Raw genomic sequence first — 17638 nt, 5'->3', positions numbered from 1 at the left:
CTTTTAACATAAGTCTTATAGGATAGCTGTTTTCTATTACCGTCAAGTCAAGCTCGTTACTTGGTGGTATTCCCGCCGCTATTTTGAAAACTATCGGTAAAGCAGATTTAGCAAACTAAATATAGTCAGTATAAGCAAAGCAGCTATAAACAGTTATCAATTCCTGCGGCAAGCGTTAAAAGTAAAGTGAATTCAACCATAATAATATGGTGAATATCATTCCCGCCCTTCGAGTTACTCGTCGGATAGATTATGATATGCACTGTCTATTAGTTATTTGAACATTAGCGCGAAAGGGATAATAGTGCAGTGCGAGAAAGTTTGTTTACCACTAATCGTTTAATATTTAGAAAATGGAGAGATTCAGACCTCTCTATGATTCAAAAGGTATATGGCGATAGTGAGGCAATGCGATGGGTTGGGGATGGAAATACATTAAGTTATGAGGAATCTAAGGCATGGCTGAAAGTCACCCATAATAACTATATGAGTCGTGGCTATGGTATGTTCGCTGTAGAATTAAAAAATACTTTAGAGGTTATTGGTTTCTGCGGTATTGTCCACCCTAATGACCAAGTTGATCCCGAGATTAAATATGCATTTTCCCGAGATTACTGGGGGCAAGGCATGGCGACCGAAGCAGTGGTTGGGCTGATTGACTACGCTACAATAGCTTTTGGCATTGGCAAATTCATTGCGACTATTGCGCCTGAAAATATTGCTTCAGAACGTGTTTTACTAAAAGCGGGAATGCTGCAGGGGGGTATATGTAATGACGATGAGGGTATTCCGGCAAAGTGTTTTTATTTTAATACTCAGCCCTCTGTGTAAAAAGGCTTACCAAGTGAGTAATATCTATAAAGTTGTCACTGAAAACCCGTTTAAAACCCCTGTGATTTCACAGGGGCAATAGGAGTGGCTAACTGCTCAGTTAAAATGTCGTATCAACTTCTGGTTCACAAACTCTTTGATGCCCAGCTCGCCCAGTTCACGGCCGTAACCGGATTTTTTTACACCACCCATTGGCATGCTCGCATAGCTTGAGGCCACATGATTGACGAAGGCAGTTCCACATTCGAGTTTTTCAGCTACACGCTGCCCCCTCTCGTGATCCTTGGTATAAACCGATCCTCCCAGGCCAAAGCGGCTATCGTTGGCCATCTCAATAGCTGCCTTCTCATCTTTTACCACCCAGACGCAAGCGATGGGTCCAAAGAGTTCCTCCTCGGCCGCAGGTGAGCCTGCCGGTATATCGGTTAGAATGCCTGGCTCAACAAACGCTCCGTTGCGCTTCCCGCCTACCAGCAAGTGAGCCCCGGCTTTAACTGACTCACTGACCTGCTCTTCCAGTTGCTCCGCGGCTTTTTCGGTGCACAAGGGCCCGTAATCTGTGGTGTCTTCAAGGGGGTCACCCGGTTTCAATTGTTCAAATAGTTTGGTGACTCGCCCAAGGAATTCATCGGCAATAGGCTCCGTCAGGATGATTCTCTTTGCCGCTAAGCAGATTTGGCCGCAATTTCCAAGCTTACCTTCCACAAATCGCTCAACAGTCAAATCCATATCTGCATCTTCGAGTACGATAAATGGGTCCACACCACCGAGTTCCATCACGGTTTTCTTCACGTTGCGCCCAGCCTGCTCAGCAACCTTCGCGCCCGCTGCATTGCTGCCTGTAAAAGATATCCCTTTTACCCGATCATCATCGATAATTGGTGCGGCACCTGCGGAAGTAATTGGCAAGTTGGTGTAGACCCCCTTGGGCACACCGGCATCGAATAACAGTTGCTCAAATGCCTCAGCACACTGGGGAACATTTGAGGCGTGTTTCGTTAGAACAACATTGCCGGCGATTAAGTTGGCTGCGGTAAAGCGGGAAGGCTGGTAGAAAGGAAAGTTCCACGGCTGGATACCATAGACAACACCGAGGGGTTGAAATACCAGCGTGCCCTCCCCCTCCCGGGTAGAAAGGTGTTGCGGAGCCAAAATCTTCTCACCTTCCTCGGCATAATAAGCAAAAATCTCTGCGCAGAGCGCTAATTCGCCCAGCCCATCGTTAACCTTTTTGCCCATCTCCTGTGCCATTAATTTGGCTAGCTCATCGGCACGCTCCTCGAATAGCTGACCAGCGCGCCTGAGTATTGTTGCTCGCTCACTAAAGCTTCGTTTACTCCACTCCACGAAAGCGTTATCCGCTCGGCCAATAGCTTTATCGAGCTCATCTGGAGTCATCTCATGAAAAGTCTTTAAGGTTTCACCATTTAATGGATTGATAGAGATCAGAGGGCGCTTGGACTTGACCATAGTTAGACTCCCGGTGAATTTTGACAGGCAAGATAAAACTGCTACAGGCAGAAGTAGGTGTAAAAGCTCTAAGGGCTCTTGATTCGATTTTCCACAATAAGCAACTTCAGTCACCAAAGGCTTAGCAAAAGGAGCTTTTAGGTGCCTGGCCAAAGTGTAGCCGTTTATTCGGGGCCCGATCAGGTAACCCTCTTGTGGAGCAGGTCGAGCTTGTAATAGTATCCCGGGCAAATTCCAGTCATCCGTTCTCACCTAAGCTAGCTATGGTAGCAACCCGAAAATTTTATCGCCGTGGACCGGATGTGCGCGGTAGTGAGCAGGTATCCTTTGTCGATGTTCGCAGGCGTTTTGGCTTTAGATCTATAGCCATTGGCCGCTGGGTGACTGCTGAGGAGCGCGATCGCGCAGCAGGGTTGTTTTATGATGCGCTTTCCGACTTAATGGCCATACTGCAGGGGCCCGAAACATTGATTTCCCTGCGCGGGAACCTCTCTTTTCAATACGGTATTGGTGGCCGCCCTGGAGTCTCCGCATTTTATGACCCTTCAGCCAAGTCGTTTTCCCTGGCTAAAAATGCCGGTCCAGGAGCTATTGCCCATGAGTGGTTTCATGCACTGGATCACTATCTTGCGCAAAAAGCATTTAGCGACACTTCGAGTAGCATGTATGCCTCTGAGGCCTGGCTACGCGATGCAACCCCGGTACCCCACCCTCTGAATGACCTGCTTTTTGCATGCTTTAAAACGGTAATGCTGGATGAAGGTGGCAATAACCCAAGTGAACTGGTGAAAGCTTCTGTTAACGTCGATAAAGTAAATGGCTCTATTTATTACAGCCAGCCAGTAGAACTTTGTGCCAGGGCTTTTGAGGCCTTTATTCAGGATTCCAGTATCAATAATAATTTTTTGGTTGCAGGCTCTAAAGCCAGCCAGGAGGCAAAACTAGGCTTATATCCGCAGGGTCAGCAGCGTCTAAGAATTAATCAGGCTTTTACGGCTTATTTTTCCTGCTTGGGAAATAGCCTTTGGTCATTAATGCGAGCCAATCAGTAATATTGACTTGCTTGTATTAACTAGAAGATTCGTCGTCCTTACTTTAAGAGTTTGATTTTATCTTCCAGATGCGTTTTGAATTGATACAGATGAATAGCGTCAAGAAAGCAATGATTTACCTCAGTATGTAATGAGGTCATAAGACGGTTGGCTTGTTGTTGGTATTTACCCCAGGCAATAAAAGGTATCCCTGGATCACAGTTTTCTTGTTGGACCGGTTTCACTTGCATGCTTGAAAAGTCACCCCAGGGGTAGCAGGTGATATTCAAAATATCGTAGCGATCCATAAATGTATTTACCGGGAGGTATTCTGATTGATCTTTTGAGAGTTGCTTTGCTTTTTTGACGAAGTCAATGAGGTGCGTTTCCATTTCAGCCATAACAAGCTTAAAGAGATCATCATTTTTATTCAAATCGGTGAACAGCGGATGCAATATATCGAACTCGAAGGGTTGGCCATCAACTACCCTATGCCTAAATCCGGCTATCTCATTTGCGGTTTGAGTAACAAGAAAAATAAGGCTGTAATAAAAAGATATTGTATTTTTCTTACAAAAAAAGGCTAACTCCGTAACATCTAGAGGCTGGGTTAAACTTAAACGGGTCGACCCAGCACTACTCATAAAGAATTTAAAGTGGTCCCCTCTATTCCAGCTTTCAATATCTATCGGTGTGGCGGGCATCTTCATTCCTGGTAATCATTGTGTCCCAATATTCAAGAGAATGTTAATACTCTATCTTGACTTCTCATTCGCTCAGGGGGAGTGAAATCAGCGATAGGTTGTTCACAATTAGAGTTCGCGATTGATTAAATCGCAGTCCATTGCTTCATAAAGGCCCGATGGACGGCAGGGATTGAGGAGATTGCTTTAAACGATAACCATAAAAGGGATTTTGCCATGGGATTTGCGGAAGAAATTAAATGCCTTGCCAACTCAGTTTTCTTCACCACAGCTTTACCTGCTGCATGACGTAACCGTGAGTATTCATCAACGCTCCCGTTAGTGATTGCCGCTGCTGCAGCAATCGCATCCGCCATACCAAGATTCATACCCTTCCCACCAACAGGAGAATGACAATGTGCAGCATCCCCTGCCAGTAAAATCCGGCCCTTACGGTAAGATTCGGCCTGCCGTATTGAGATTTTGAAGGCTGCTGTTCGTCGAACGTTGGTGATATCCAAGGGCAGTTTTATTGCTGACAGAGCATCTTCTGTGGATGATGCGATACGCGCGCGATGCTTTTCGATTGGCAATATCAGGGAAAACTGGTTATCAGGCCCATAGAGATCCAAAGTGATCTCTTCTGGATCGAAGTCACCCGCCAAATCCACATCTGCGATGGACCATTTGCTGGGTAAGTCTATTCCCGGATAGGGGATTTTCAACTGTTCGCGGGTTGCTGATTGGATGCCATCGGCAGCAATCACCCAGTCGAATGAGCCGCTGGTATTATTGGAAAAACTAACCAATGCGCTGTCTTGCGTGGTACTTATGCCGGTAACTGAGAGCCCATACTCAACCTCAACACCTTTGCCGGATAGCACATCACGCAGGATTCCCTCGGTGCGGTTTTGCGGCAAACCGAGCGGCACCCTCTTCCTGAATTCATTGCCACTGTTATCCAGATAAACGAGGGTCCTCTCATCTCGTAAAATATGCATTTTCTTGAGGGGCATGGCTTCTGCAAGGAGTGGATCTGCAGCACCCAGCTCGCCCAAAGCATCTATAGTCGCAGGCATAATGCCAACCGCTCGGGAGAGTTCCGAGGGCGCATTTTTACGCTCAACAATACGACAATTCACCCCCTTGTAGGCTAAAGCGTTTGCAGCAGTTAACCCGGTGGGGCCAGCACCAATAACCAGAATGTCCATATTCACCACTTACAATCTATGAAGAGGTGCTCGAGGCAGCAGTACATGCAAGTGCCTCCACTCAACTACAAAGAGCAATTGCTGCAAGCTTAGACAACTTTGACATGGGGCTCAGCAACCTGGGGTAGAACCGGTTGCTGATACCCACAAAGGGGGCGGGGGTACTAGGGTGTTTCTCTCCCAGGTTTTTCCGCTGAATCAGCTACTTCGCCATATCCCAAGGAAGAACTTGACTTATCCATAGCTGCTCCCTGCCTGTCTAAAACACCGATATCCAGAACAGGGGAGGCATCAATATGCTGGGCATCCATCATCTGGGCTACACGCTGGAGCGAGGCAATGATCATACTCTGCTCCCAATCCTTCAGATCACCAAATTGGCGGGCGAATTGATCTTGGAGCGGGATAGGTGCATCTCTCAGTGTTTCTGCAGCTTGATCTGTGAGGTAAGCATGCACTTTACGCTTGTCTGATTGAGAGCGCTGGCGATAGACAAGCCCCCTTTTCTCAAGGCGATCCAAGATGTTGGTCACTGTAGCTTGACTGAGGCTCACTTCGTTGGCCAGTTCACCGATGGTGACTTCGCCCTTATTTCTAATGGCCTGTAACAATAACACCTGGGGAGCGGTCAGGCCTGTTGTTTTGGCCAGGTGCTTGGAGTGTAAATCTGTGGCTCTTATTACACGCCGAAGGGCCACTAGCACTTGTTCAATACTGTTCAAAGCTACCTCTCAATCTCAGAATCAGGGCGATTGGGCGGATTATATAACCCTATATCCTAATTACTAAACGCTTTGAGCCTCCCGAAAAAATATCTTCACTACTAAACAATCGCCAAGTACCCCACCACCCCTTCAAAGTTCTGAAGTGGGGCGAAGCACCATCTTTAGGTATTTCTGCCCACTCAAAGGGTATACAACCTGCGAATCTGCCCAATTTCTGTGCAAAAAATGTGATCAGGTCCTATATAGTCGCCCTAGACTTTATATTTAATTTGTGTACGATATTTAGCACTCTAACTATTTCAGTAAGCATTTCAGCATCTAAAAGATGAATAAAGCGTAAAAAACACTCTAAAAGAGTAATTTTTACACAATCAAATATTTAGAGCTGGAAGTATAATTTGTCGTTCAGGTTGTTATTTTGTCTAGTTCAGAAAGTATTTCTTTGAGAGCGCCATCCCTGGAGGATGGCATGTCTGTTCACAAGTTGATTGAGAGCTGTCCACCCCTGGATGCCAACTCAAGCTACTGCAACCTCCTCCAGTGCAGTCACTTTGCCGACACTTCAGTGATCGCAGAAGCAGGCGATAAGAAGCTGGGGTTTATCTCCGGTTACTTGATCCCTGGTCGCACAGATACCCTGTTTATTTGGCAGGTTGCCGTGTCGGAAAAGGCAAGAGGGCTGGGGTTAGCCTCTCTCATGCTCAAAAATATCATCGAGCGCCCTCAGTGCAGATCAGTGAGATTTATCGAGACAACGATCACTGAACATAACCTCCCTTCCTGGGCCCTCTTCCAGAGCACTGCAGAGAAGCTCTCTGCAAGCCTCCAATCCTCCCCCTGGATGGACTCCCAGACTCACTTTGATGGTCTGCATGACTCCGAAACCCGTGTACGTATCGGGCCTATTGCTCAAACAAAAACAGCTTAAAAGAGAGATAACTATGAAAATTTTTGATGAGATTGAATCTGAAGTACAAAGTTACGCCCGCTCTTTTCCGCGAGTATTCAATCGTGCAAAAGGCGAACTCATGTGGGACGAGGAGGGGAATCAGTATCTGGATTTTCTAGCTGGTGCCGGTACTCTCAATTATGGGCACAACAATCCGCTATTTAAGCGGGCTCTGCAGGACTACATTCAGAGTGATGGCATTACCCATGGTTTGGATATGCACACCAAAGCCAAGGGTGAGTTCCTGCAAGCACTTAACGATAAGATTCTCAAGCCACGCAATATGGAATACGTGGTTCAGTTTACTGGCCCAACCGGGACAAATGCGGTTGAAGCAGCAATGAAAATTGCCCGCAATGTTACCGGGCAGCAAAATATTGTGACTTTTACCAATGGTTTTCACGGTGTGAGTTTAGGCTCCCTGGCAGCTACCGGTAACTCCCACCACAGGGATGCTGCTGGGGTTAGCTTGAATGGCACTCATCGCATGCCCTATGACAACTATCTTGGCAAAAATATCGATACTACAGAGTATCTTGACAAGGTGCTTACAGATTCCAGCAGCGGAATCAATTCTCCCGCGGCGATTATTGTCGAAACCGTTCAGGGTGAAGGAGGCATTAATGCGGCCAGTATCGAGTGGTTGAGAAGCCTACAAGCTGTGTGTAAAAAGCACGGGCTGCTCTTTATCGTCGATGATATTCAGGCTGGCTGTGGCCGCACTGGAAATTTTTTCAGTTTCGAAGAAGCCGGTATCGTGCCTGACATCATTACCCTTTCCAAGTCACTCAGTGGCTACGGGCTGCCCTTTGCCCTGGTTTTAATGAAGCCCGAATTAGACCAATGGAAACCTGGTGAGCACAACGGCACATTTCGTGGTAACAACCTGGCTTTTGTTACGGCCAAAGCGGCAATTGATCACTATTGGTCAAATGATAACTTTTCGCGGGAAATCAAACGTAAAGGGAAGTACATCTCCGAGCGGTTGGCAAGTATTGTCAGTCAATATGGTGAGGGTAACTTCACCACTAAAGGCCGCGGCATGTTCCAAGGTATTGATTGTGTGAGTGGCGAACTTGCAGAAAAGATTACCAAACTCGCCTTTAAGCAGGGGTTAATCATTGAAACTAGTGGCGCAGATGATCAAATCGTTAAGCTACTCTGCCCTCTGGTCATCACTGACCAGAACCTTAAGAAAGGTATCGACATTATTGAATCAGCAATTCGAGAAGTCTGTGCTGGAGAGCAGGATATCCCTGAAGAAAGAGTCTATTTCGAGGCCTGCTAGACCCAATTGTATCCAAAACTCAATGATCCAGCTGGAAAGCTAAGCCTGCTGATAACCAGGCTATATAGTTACACATACAACATAAAGGAATATTCATGATTGTTAGAAATCTACAAGAAGCCAAAAAATCAAACCGAAGAATCGTCTCGCCAGATGGCAATTGGGAGAGTACACGCCTACTTTTAAAGGATGATGGCGTTGGTTTCTCCTTCCACATCACCACCATATACACCGGTGCTGACTTCCAAATGCACTATCAAAACCACCTGGAAGCAGTTTACTGCGTTTCCGGCAGAGGAGAGGTGGAGACGATGGATGATGGGAAAAAGCACCCTATCGAGCCTGGTACCATCTATGTCCTCGACAAACATGATCGGCACACTTTGAGGGCATTTGAAGAAATGACCATGGCCTGTGTGTTTAACCCTCCTTTAAATGGAAAGGAGGTACACAACTCTGAGGGCGCATATGAACTAGAAGCCGACCCCATTGAATAGGTAGTCAATTACAGGGCAGCAGCTGAAATGAAGTACCTGCTAGAACGCATCCATTCGCTCAGAAATGATATGTACCCCTCCAGAAAACGAGGAGTCGCAGGTCGAGTAACACGGCGTAGAGATCCAGTAGTTTATGGTGGACCAAATCCCCCTCCCCCGCTGGATCTTGAGCAGGTGGACGCCTATAGGCAGCAGGGATATATCGTTCTTGAAAATGTATTTTCTGAGAGGGAGGTCCAGGTCTTTCAAAAAGAGCTGGAAACCCTCAAGGAAGACAATGACATCCGCAGCTCTGATGAACTTATTACGGAGTTAGAAAGTGAAGAAGTGCGCTCGGTATTTCGTATTCATGAACGCAGCAGCCTATTCAGGAAGCTTTCAAGGGATAACCGGATATCAAATATCGCGAGATATATTTTGGATGATGAGGTTTATATCCATCAATCTCGGGCGAACTATAAACCTGGATTTCGTGGCAAGGATTTCTATTGGCATTCTGACTTTGAAACTTGGCATGTTGAGGATGGAATGCCGCGAATGCGCGCACTCAGTGTATCCGTAATCTTAACCGAGAGCCGGAATTACAACGGCCCATTAATGCTCATTCCGAAGTCCCATCACCACTACATCGGCTGTGATGGTGAAACCCCTGAGGGGCATTATTTAAGTTCTTTGAAAAAACAAGAGCTCGGAATTCCGTCAGATGATCACCTACGCAGGCTGACATCTGAAGGGGGCATAAAATCTGTTATAGGTAAACCTGGCAGTTTAGTCGTATTTGATTGCAACCTGATGCACGGCTCCAGCAGCAATATTAGCCCATATCCGAGATCCAACTTGTTTTTTGTCTTTAATGCATTGAGCAATAAGGTAGAAGACCCATTTTGTAGCCTCCCACCAAGGCCAGAACATATCTGCACGAGGAAATCGATTTCTGTTATCTGATATGAAACCTAACCCAGTGGCATTCACCCACTGGATACGCCGTTATCAAGAGAAAGAAAGGACCAGTAAGAGACAATGCATACGATAGAAAAGATTGGTGGCACCTCAATGTCGGACTATGAATCTGTCCGGGACAACATTATTAAAGGTGACTCCAAAAGGCTCTACAATCGTGTTTTTGTAGTTTCAGCTTATGGTGGTATTACCGATCTACTTCTAGAGCATAAAAAGAGTGGCCAGCCGGGTATTTATGGCCTCTTCTCAAGCAGTATTGAGGATGATAGCTGGCTGGTGAAGTTTGGTGAGCTTCGCACACAGCTGCGACAGATCAACGATCGTCTATTTGGTGACACTGACTTGCTCAAGGAGGCCAATCTCTTCTTGGATGAGCGCCTGGAGGGGGCTAAGAAGTGCCTTCGAGACTTACAAAGTCTCTGCCAGCATGGCCACTTTTCTCTAGATGCCCACCTGGGAACAGTAAGAGAAATGCTTGCCAGCCTTGGCGAGGCACACAGCGCTTGGAATACATCAAAACTGCTGCAGCGGGATGGAGTCAATGCGTGCTTTGTAGATCTAACGGGCTGGCGTACCAGTAAGCACATACCGCTGGATGAGCGCATTCGTGATGCCTTCGCCAACATCGACTTGAATCAACAGTTACCGATTGTTACCGGTTATGCCCACAGCGATAAGGGACTGCTTATTTCCTTTGACCGGGGTTATAGTGAAATGACCTTTAGCCGCCTTGCCGTACTCACAGGAGCCAAAGAGGCAGTGATCCACAAAGAGTTCCACTTGAGCAGTGCGGACCCTCGCCTAGTTGGACCGGATAACGCTGTGCCTATCGGCCGTACAAATTACGATGTGGCCGATCAACTGGCCAATCTGGGTATGGAGGCAATTCATCCCAAGGCGGCAAAGGGTTTACGCCAGAAGAATATCCCCCTCCGGGTAAAGAATACCTTTGAGCCAGAGCACGCCGGAACATTAATCACCCGTGACTATGTGAGTGATTCGCCCTGTGTGGAGATTATTGCTGGCTGTAAAGGTGTCTATGCGCTGGAACTTTTTGATCAGGATATGGCGGGCACGATCCACGATTATGATCGGGAAGTGCTTACGGTAATAAAGAGGTACAAGGCCCATATTGTATCTAAAAATACCAACGCCAATACCCTAACCCACTTTTTGGCGACTAATCTGAAAACCATCAAGCGTATACAGGCATCTCTGGAAGAGCGCTTCCCGGAAGCAGAATTGAACCAAAGGAAAGTGGCTATTGTTTCCGCCATCGGGAGCGATATGCATATCCCCGGCGTACTGGCAAAAGCGGTTCAATCACTGGCTTCTAACGATATTTCAGTACTCGCTATGCACCACTCTATGCGGCATGTGGACATGCAGTTTGTTGTTAGTGAACCAGATTATGACACTGCCATTAGAACACTTCATGAGGCACTGGTTGAGGTTTATGATCATGGGACCGCAATATGCCTCGCCTCCTAAACACCTGTTTTTTGACTTTTCTTTTGCTTTCCCCGGCTTCCGTTTCCCAGGAAACGGAAGCCGATAATGAAGACAGTGCGCAGAAAGAGGTGGAATCTTTACAGAAGCCGCTCTATACACCATTTATAGAGCGGTATGTGCTGGATGAAATCAAACAGTTGCGTATCGACCAAGCCAAAGCTAAACAAGAGTTGATCCAGCAGATTGTCGACCGGGAGCATAATTCCGTGGACCGAGCGGTTGCTTATGCAACCGATACGGTCACCTACTTCTTTTACCTCATAGCCGCCGCCACTTCCATATTGGTCTTAGTGGGTTGGCGATCGCTACAAGATATTAAAGAGCGTGTGCACTCCCTAGCGGATGAGGAGATATCAAAGCTGGTTCAAGAATATGAAAAACGTCTGGAGGTCATAGAGAGTCAATTACAACAAAAGACCCAGCACATTGAAGAGAATCGCGAGGAAATTGAGCTGACTCAAGAAGTACAATCTCTCTGGCTACGTGCTCAGCAGGAATCCTCAATCGCCAACAAAATCGCGATCTATGATGAGATTCTGCGTCTTCGTCATGAAGATGTTGAAGCATTGACATATAAAGCTGATGCAGTGCTGGAGTTGAACGAGCCCCAATGGGCTGCAAATCTTTGTCAGCAAGCCCTAGGAATTGATCCAGATAACAGCCATGCCTTCTACCAGCTAGCTTGTGCCTATACGGCTATGGAGCAGTTTGATGAAGCGCTACGGTATCTGGCTGAGGCCATTAAGAGGCGAGAAAGTTATCGGGATGAAATTCTCAGTGACAATGCCTTACAGCCACTGGCGGTAAGTGACGTTTTCAAGGATCTAGACAAGGTTATTGCTCAAACCCCGCCGCCACATAGCCGCGAAAAAGATACTTAGCAAGCTGTCACCTTGGCATTTTAAAGCTATAAGACTATGTGAGCTCAAGTATCAATACGCGGATCAATAAAGCCATGAGTGAATCAAGCCTTGATGAAAGCCGCCGTGGCTTTCTAAGAGCCATGACCGCAGCTACAGGCGCCTTACTAGCCCCCTCTGCAAGTGTTGCTCTTACTCCCCCATCAACGTCCAAATTGCCAAGTGGAGTTAACCCCAAAAATTTCATTATTCATGGGATTAACCCACTGACAATAGAAACCCGTCGATCTTTGATGGGCATGAGCGCTATCACCCCTGAGCCCCGGTTTTTTGTGCGCAACAATTTGCCATTGCCCTCCCCCCAGATTGTTGAGCGACCGGACACCTGGATGCTTGAAGTCAAAGGCTTAAAGCAGCCCACTGCTATCTCTGTAGCAGAGCTGAAAGGGCTGGGTTTAGATGCCGTCGGTGCAGTTATTCAATGTACAGGCAACGGCCGCGCTTTTTTCGAGCATGAACCGGCAGGCTCTAAATGGGGAGTTGGCGCAGCCGGCTGCGCTATCTGGACAGGCGTTCGGCTGAAAACCCTGTTTGATCATTTTGGCGGTGTGGATGCGGGAATGAACTTTTTGACCGCTACTGGAGGCGAGATCATTCCTGAGGGGATGGAGCGCAATGACCTGGTCGTAGAGCGATCAATCCCTATCAAGAAGGCGTTGGACGATACTATATTGGCTTGGGAAATGAATGGCGCTCCAATACCGCTACTGCATGGTGGCCCTTTACGGCTCATCGTTCCAGGTTATTTCGGCTGTAACAATATTAAGTACGTTAAGACTCTCATCTGCGCACCGCAAGAATCCGAGGCCAAAATCCAAAAAACGGGTTACCGCCTTAGACCCATTGGCGCTCCCCCTGGCCCAGACTACCCAAGCATGTGGCGAATGCCTGTAAAGTCTTGGGTAAATGGGCCGGGTGCGGACAATACCCCAGCTCTAGCTGGGGAAGTGACTTTCTACGGTGTTGCGCTTTCTGGTGAACGCGGGGTGAAGAAAGTAGAAGTCTCGCTCGATATGGGCAAAACCTGGCAGGATGCAGCGCTAGAGGATTTGGACCTCGGCCCCAACGCTTGGCGAGTTTTTTCTTATACCGTGAATTTACCAAAGGGTCCGCACACCATCGTCTCGCGCGCCACAGATACCCAAGGGGATATCCAACCTAAAAAACGTGTAGAGAACGAACGCGGTTATGCACACAACGGCTGGCTGGATGCAGCACTTACGGTAAACCTGTTGGGTGAGTTACCCAGGGAGAAAGTTACAGCAACTGATCAACATATGGTGAAAGAAGAAAGCCCCCCCCCAGAGCGTGAATCGGTCTCTTTATCTGCAGAGGGTCAAGCCGGAAAGCAAGTCTATCTCGAGTCTCAACCTTCTTGTGGAGCTTGCCATACCTTGAAAGATGCCGGCTCTGAGGGCCTTATAGGCCCCAACCTTAATGAATTAAAACCTAATGCAGAAAGCGTGAAAAACGCTGTTACCAATGGCGTTGGCGCTATGCCAGCATACAATGACTTGATGACGAAAGAGCAGATTAGTTCTTTGGCAACTTATATTGAGGAGGCTACAAAATAGTGAGGTGGTCAAATGTATCCCGAGCACATTGTTTATTTGATTTAACTAATTGATGTGTTAAATAAAAAAATAAAAGCTAGAACGTAAAAACGCACGAAATTTGTGTTTCAAAAATAAAAACAAAAATTGCTAAAATAAGGATTATCATTGGTTTATTCATTTGTTGGGTTTTTATTATTATTCGTGCTGGTAGGTGTATTCTCAGCGCTTTTTAGTCGCAACACCAAGGCCGATTATTACCTGGCTAGCAGTGGAGTTCCCCCCTGGTTAGTAGGCCTGTCGGCAGTGGCGACTAACAATAGCGGTTATATGTTCATCGGGGTTATTGGTTATACCTACATGACCGGGTTCGCTTCTGTCTGGTTAATGGTGGGCTGGATCGCTGGTGACTTTATTGCTTCACTTTATGTACACAAAAGAATAAGAACTGCCACTGACTCAAGTGGTGAAGTCAGCTATGCCGGCGTGCTTAGCAATTGGTATGGGCAAAATCACTCTGCCCTACAGCGGATTATAGGTATCATATCTTTACTATTCTTGCTCACCTATGCATCAGCACAGATGGTTGCCGGCAGTAAGGCGCTACATGTACTACTGGACTGGCCTCTCTGGTCTGGCGCTGTGGTTGGGGCGTTGCTGGTATGTCTTTATTGCCTGGCCGGCGGCATACGCGCTTCCATTTGGACTGATGCTGCACAGTCGATTGTTATGATCGTCGCTATGGGCACACTTCTAGCCGTAGCCCTTATCAGCCTGGGAGGTGTCTCAAGTGCAATGGGGCAAATGCAAGCCGTCGAGGGATTTACGAACTGGTTTCCCCAAGATCTGGCCTTTTCTGGTTGGGGCGGGCTCGTTATTTTTGTCATCAGTTGGGGGATTGCGGGGCTATCTGTGATTGGCCAGCCCCACATAATGGTCCGCTTCATGACTCTGAGTGATCCCGGCAAAATGCGCACGGCGCGGGGCTGGTACTACCTGTGGTTTGTTCTCTTTTACTCCATGGCCACAGGGGTCGGCTTGCTATCCAGGGTTTTCATCGCCGATTCCGGCAGCTTTGATGCTGAGCTAGCATTGCCGACCATGGCCATAGAATTGCTGCCACCGATCGTTGTTGGGTTGATCCTGGCTGGCATCTTTGCTGCAACCATGTCCACTGCGGACTCATTACTTCTCAGCTGTTCGGCAGCTATTACCCACGACATACTGCCACATAAAATTGAAAAGACCTGGCTTTTAAAGGTCACCACTGTGTGCATTACCGCTGTGGCTCTAACCCTAGCATTAACTAACAATCAAAGCGTCTTCAGCTTGGTGATATTCTCTTGGTCCGGACTTGCCAGTGCATTTGGTCCTCTATTATTGGTGCTGTGCCTTGGCGAGAGACCCTCCCAAGCTATCTCTGTAACAGCAGTTATCGCCGGATTTATGGCCGCGATTATCTGGCGAATGCTAGGGCTTCACGGCCTACTCTATGAAGGGCTGCCTGGAATTATCGTTGGGCTTATGGTTTTTTATCTGGCAAAGCTTTTTCCCCGGCCACTGGCTTTAGCTGAGTCGAACCATCCCTCTAGCTAGTAGCACTTTCTGTACCCTAATTTTGTTTTGGAGCTTTTTGGAGGTTCCAAGCTGCTTTTCTCCATTTTAGGTGTAAGGGTGTCGACAAGAAAAGGGTGACTTGGATACATGCAAGCAGGCCCACCTTAGTACTTGTATGCACCAGAAGAGACTTGCCCCAACGTTATAGTAGACACAACTTCAAAGAGCGGTTATAAGGCCGGGCAGCGCTCACTATTGCAAGCAAGCAATTTGCTGAAGACTAAATTTAGTGAGCAACTTGACCTAACTCTCCAAGACCAGAAGCAAGGAAATTGGTCCGTTTTTCGAGAGTCTCAACCACATAACAATCTGTTGACTCCAAGTGGTTGATGTCTGTTTTTTTAGTAAAGCTACATCCATTGCATCAAACAGATCACATAAGCGTAATTTTAAAAATATGAAAATAGCGATCTTATCGAGAAACCCAAAACTTTACTCTACCCGACGCCTGGTTGAGGCAGCAAGTGCGCGCGGTCATGAAGCACAAGTGATTGATCATGTTCGATGTTTTATGGATATGGGAACTGAAAACCCCTCCATTCACTATGGCAATAAAGAGTTTATACCTGGTGATTTCGATGCGGTAATTCCACGGATTGGTTCATCTGTCACTTTCTATGGCACTTCAGTTGTTCGCCAATTTGAGATGATGGGAACCTACTGTGTTAACGAGTCTGTCGCCATATCTCGCTCACGAGACAAACTCCGCTCTATTCAACTTTTATCGCGAAAAGGCGTGGGGATTCCCATTACCGCCTTCGCTAACTCACCGGATGATATAGAGGGCTTAATTAGAGAAGTGGGTGGTGCTCCTCTGGTCATCAAAGTACTGGAGGGCACTCAGGGCATTGGTGTCGTTCTCGCTGAGACAAAAAAAGCAGCAGAGAGCGTTATCCAGGCCTTCATGGGGGTAAAAAGTAATATTCTTATCCAAGAGTTCATAGAGGAAGCTGGTGGTAGTGATATACGCTGCTTTGTAGTTGGTGGCAAGGTCATTGCTGCTATGCAGAGGACAGCTCCAGAGGGTGAATTTAGATCAAACCTTCATAGGGGTGGAACAGCCAAGCTTGTTAAGCTGTCTCCCGCTGAGAGAGCTAGCGCAGTAAAAGCTGCGAGCATCATGGGGCTAAATGTGTGTGGTGTAGACCTTCTTCGCTCAAGTCGAGGACCATTAATTATGGAGGTAAACTCTTCTCCAGGGTTAAAGGGTATTGAAGAGGCTACTAACAAAGATGTTGCAGGGATGATTATCGAATTCATCGAAAATAACGCAAGACCCAACAAAACAAGGACTCGCGGTAAGGGATAATATTAATAAAAATGCCAACAGCAAACCAACCAATAACAATCAATGGTGTTACTGTACTCCCTGGGGAGTCTCGAGTAATCGACCTCCCTATTGCCAAACTGTACACTCATACGGATATCAACATTCCTGTACAGGTGATGTGTGGCAAAAAAGCTGGGCCGCGGCTGTTTATTAGTGCGGCTATCCATGGAGATGAACTTAACGGTGTAGAAATTGTACGGCGCTTGCTAAGAACAAGTGCAATAAAACGCTTAAGAGGAACCTTAATTGTTATTCCCGTTGTCAATGTATTTGGGATTATACAACACTCTCGATATCTGCCTGATCGGCGTGATCTAAATCGTTCATTTCCGGGGTCAAAACGTGGCTCCCTCGCAGCTCGACTTGCTCACATCTTCTTGCAAGAGATTGTTTCTCAATGTGATTACGGTATTGATCTGCATACTGGGGCATTACACCGCTCCAACCTACCGCAAGTACGAGCCGACTTAGATGATCCGGAAACAAAAACTCTCGCAGAAGCTTTTTCTGTTCCAGTAATACTTAACTCAAACTTGCGTGACGGCTCTTTGCGTCAAGCAGCTAAAGAGCATGGAGTTAAAATATTACTGTATGAGGCAGGAGAAGCATTGCGATTTGATGAGTTATCCATAAGCGCGGGCGTTCGAGGTATTTTGTCCGTAATGCGTAAGTTATCTATGCTAGCGGCAGGTAAAAATATCCGCAAACAGTCGGAACCATTTGTAGCTCGTTCTAGTAGCTGGGAGCGGGCACCGGAAAGTGGCCTGCTACGCTCTACAGCCCCACTTGGAGCTCATGTTAACAAAGGGGATATCTTAGGTATAATTTCTGACCCATCAGATCTATTTACACCTAAAGAATATGAGGTTAAATCTCAGTTTTCAGGCCTCATCATTGGGAAGACCAATATCCCACTGGTTAATGCCGGCGACGCCCTCTTTCACATAGCCCGTTTTGAAGATATTAAGGAAGCTGCGGCATCGGTAGAGGTTTTCCAAAGCGTACTGGAATACTCAGAAAGTACATTACTGTAGATTGCCCAATCTCTTAATTTATACCTG

Annotated in this window: 16 protein-coding genes; 12 read left to right on the top strand and 4 right to left on the bottom strand. The window is 47.0% G+C overall.

The features are described from left to right. The first annotated feature begins 309 nt into the window (after positions 1-309). A complete protein-coding gene (locus ACJJIB_RS11780) occupies positions 310-831 on the top strand; it encodes a GNAT family N-acetyltransferase (protein WP_444886177.1) in 522 nt (173 codons plus the stop codon). A gap of 96 nt (positions 832-927) precedes the next feature. Here the strand turns inward: ACJJIB_RS11780 and ACJJIB_RS11775 are convergent, their stop codons facing one another. After that, positions 928-2301: an NAD-dependent succinate-semialdehyde dehydrogenase gene (locus tag ACJJIB_RS11775; protein WP_444886176.1), complete on the bottom strand. Its 1374-nt coding sequence runs from the start codon at positions 2299-2301 to the stop codon at positions 928-930. Positions 2302-2564: 263 nt separating this feature from the next. Between ACJJIB_RS11775 and ACJJIB_RS11770 the strand changes: the two genes are divergently transcribed. Then, positions 2565-3353, top strand: coding sequence for a CLCA_X family protein (locus ACJJIB_RS11770; protein ID WP_444886175.1), 789 nt, complete (start codon positions 2565-2567; stop codon positions 3351-3353). Positions 3354-3391: 38 nt separating this feature from the next. On the opposite strand, the gene ACJJIB_RS11765 is transcribed toward ACJJIB_RS11770, so the two are convergent. From ACJJIB_RS11765 to ACJJIB_RS11755, 3 genes are all read right to left on the bottom strand, one after another. Further along, positions 3392-4036, bottom strand: a complete 645-nt coding sequence (locus ACJJIB_RS11765) for a CatA-like O-acetyltransferase (RefSeq protein WP_444884918.1) — start codon at positions 4034-4036, stop codon at positions 3392-3394. A gap of 125 nt (positions 4037-4161) precedes the next feature. Beyond that, positions 4162-5226 carry an FAD-dependent oxidoreductase gene (locus tag ACJJIB_RS11760; RefSeq protein WP_444884919.1) on the bottom strand — a complete coding sequence of 355 codons (1065 nt, stop codon included), beginning with the start codon at positions 5224-5226 and terminating at the stop codon, positions 4162-4164. 164 nt (positions 5227-5390) lie between these two features. Then, positions 5391-5948, bottom strand: coding sequence for a MarR family winged helix-turn-helix transcriptional regulator (locus tag ACJJIB_RS11755; RefSeq protein ID WP_252085909.1), 558 nt, complete (start codon positions 5946-5948; stop codon positions 5391-5393). A gap of 472 nt (positions 5949-6420) precedes the next feature. Between ACJJIB_RS11755 and ectA the strand changes: the two genes are divergently transcribed. The 10 genes from ectA to ACJJIB_RS11705 all read left to right on the top strand — a co-directional run bounded on the left by ectA (position 6421) and on the right by ACJJIB_RS11705 (position 17611). Further along, entirely contained in the window at positions 6421-6879 is a 459-nt protein-coding gene (gene ectA, locus ACJJIB_RS11750; protein ID WP_444886174.1) for a diaminobutyrate acetyltransferase, read from the top strand. A gap of 13 nt (positions 6880-6892) precedes the next feature. Next, positions 6893-8188: a diaminobutyrate--2-oxoglutarate transaminase gene (gene ectB, locus ACJJIB_RS11745; protein WP_444886173.1), complete on the top strand. Its 1296-nt coding sequence runs from the start codon at positions 6893-6895 to the stop codon at positions 8186-8188. Positions 8189-8283: 95 nt separating this feature from the next. Beyond that, on the top strand, positions 8284-8685 hold the full coding sequence (locus ACJJIB_RS11740) for an ectoine synthase (RefSeq protein WP_444886172.1): 402 nt from the start codon (positions 8284-8286) through the stop codon (positions 8683-8685). 27 nt (positions 8686-8712) lie between these two features. After that, positions 8713-9630: an ectoine hydroxylase gene (gene thpD / locus ACJJIB_RS11735; protein ID WP_444886171.1), complete on the top strand. Its 918-nt coding sequence runs from the start codon at positions 8713-8715 to the stop codon at positions 9628-9630. Between the two features lie 75 nt (positions 9631-9705). Then, the gene (locus tag ACJJIB_RS11730) at positions 9706-11136 is read left to right on the top strand and encodes an aspartate kinase (protein WP_444886170.1); all 1431 of its coding nucleotides are present in this window, start codon (positions 9706-9708) and stop codon (positions 11134-11136) included. Then, the gene (locus ACJJIB_RS11725) at positions 11121-12038 is read left to right on the top strand and encodes a TPR end-of-group domain-containing protein (protein WP_444886169.1); all 918 of its coding nucleotides are present in this window, start codon (positions 11121-11123) and stop codon (positions 12036-12038) included. The genes ACJJIB_RS11730 and ACJJIB_RS11725 overlap by 16 nt, the downstream gene beginning before the upstream one ends. Positions 12039-12112: 74 nt before the next feature. Next, a complete protein-coding gene (locus tag ACJJIB_RS11720) occupies positions 12113-13651 on the top strand; it encodes a molybdopterin-dependent oxidoreductase (protein WP_444886168.1) in 1539 nt (512 codons plus the stop codon). A 147-nt stretch (positions 13652-13798) separates the two neighbouring features. Continuing rightward, positions 13799-15226: a sodium/proline symporter gene (locus ACJJIB_RS11715; RefSeq protein ID WP_444886167.1), complete on the top strand. Its 1428-nt coding sequence runs from the start codon at positions 13799-13801 to the stop codon at positions 15224-15226. 418 nt (positions 15227-15644) lie between these two features. Continuing rightward, positions 15645-16556 carry a 30S ribosomal protein S6--L-glutamate ligase gene (gene rimK / locus ACJJIB_RS11710; RefSeq protein ID WP_444888929.1) on the top strand — a complete coding sequence of 304 codons (912 nt, stop codon included), beginning with the start codon at positions 15645-15647 and terminating at the stop codon, positions 16554-16556. Between the two features lie 11 nt (positions 16557-16567). Beyond that, the gene (locus ACJJIB_RS11705) at positions 16568-17611 is read left to right on the top strand and encodes a succinylglutamate desuccinylase/aspartoacylase family protein (protein ID WP_444886166.1); all 1044 of its coding nucleotides are present in this window, start codon (positions 16568-16570) and stop codon (positions 17609-17611) included. Positions 17612-17638: the final 27 nt, after the last annotated feature.

This window comes from Microbulbifer mixtoriginis (SeqCode), assembly GCF_052467705.1.
The sequence above is the reverse complement of the archived record's forward strand: the minus strand, read 5'-3'. Positions and strand labels throughout refer to the sequence as shown.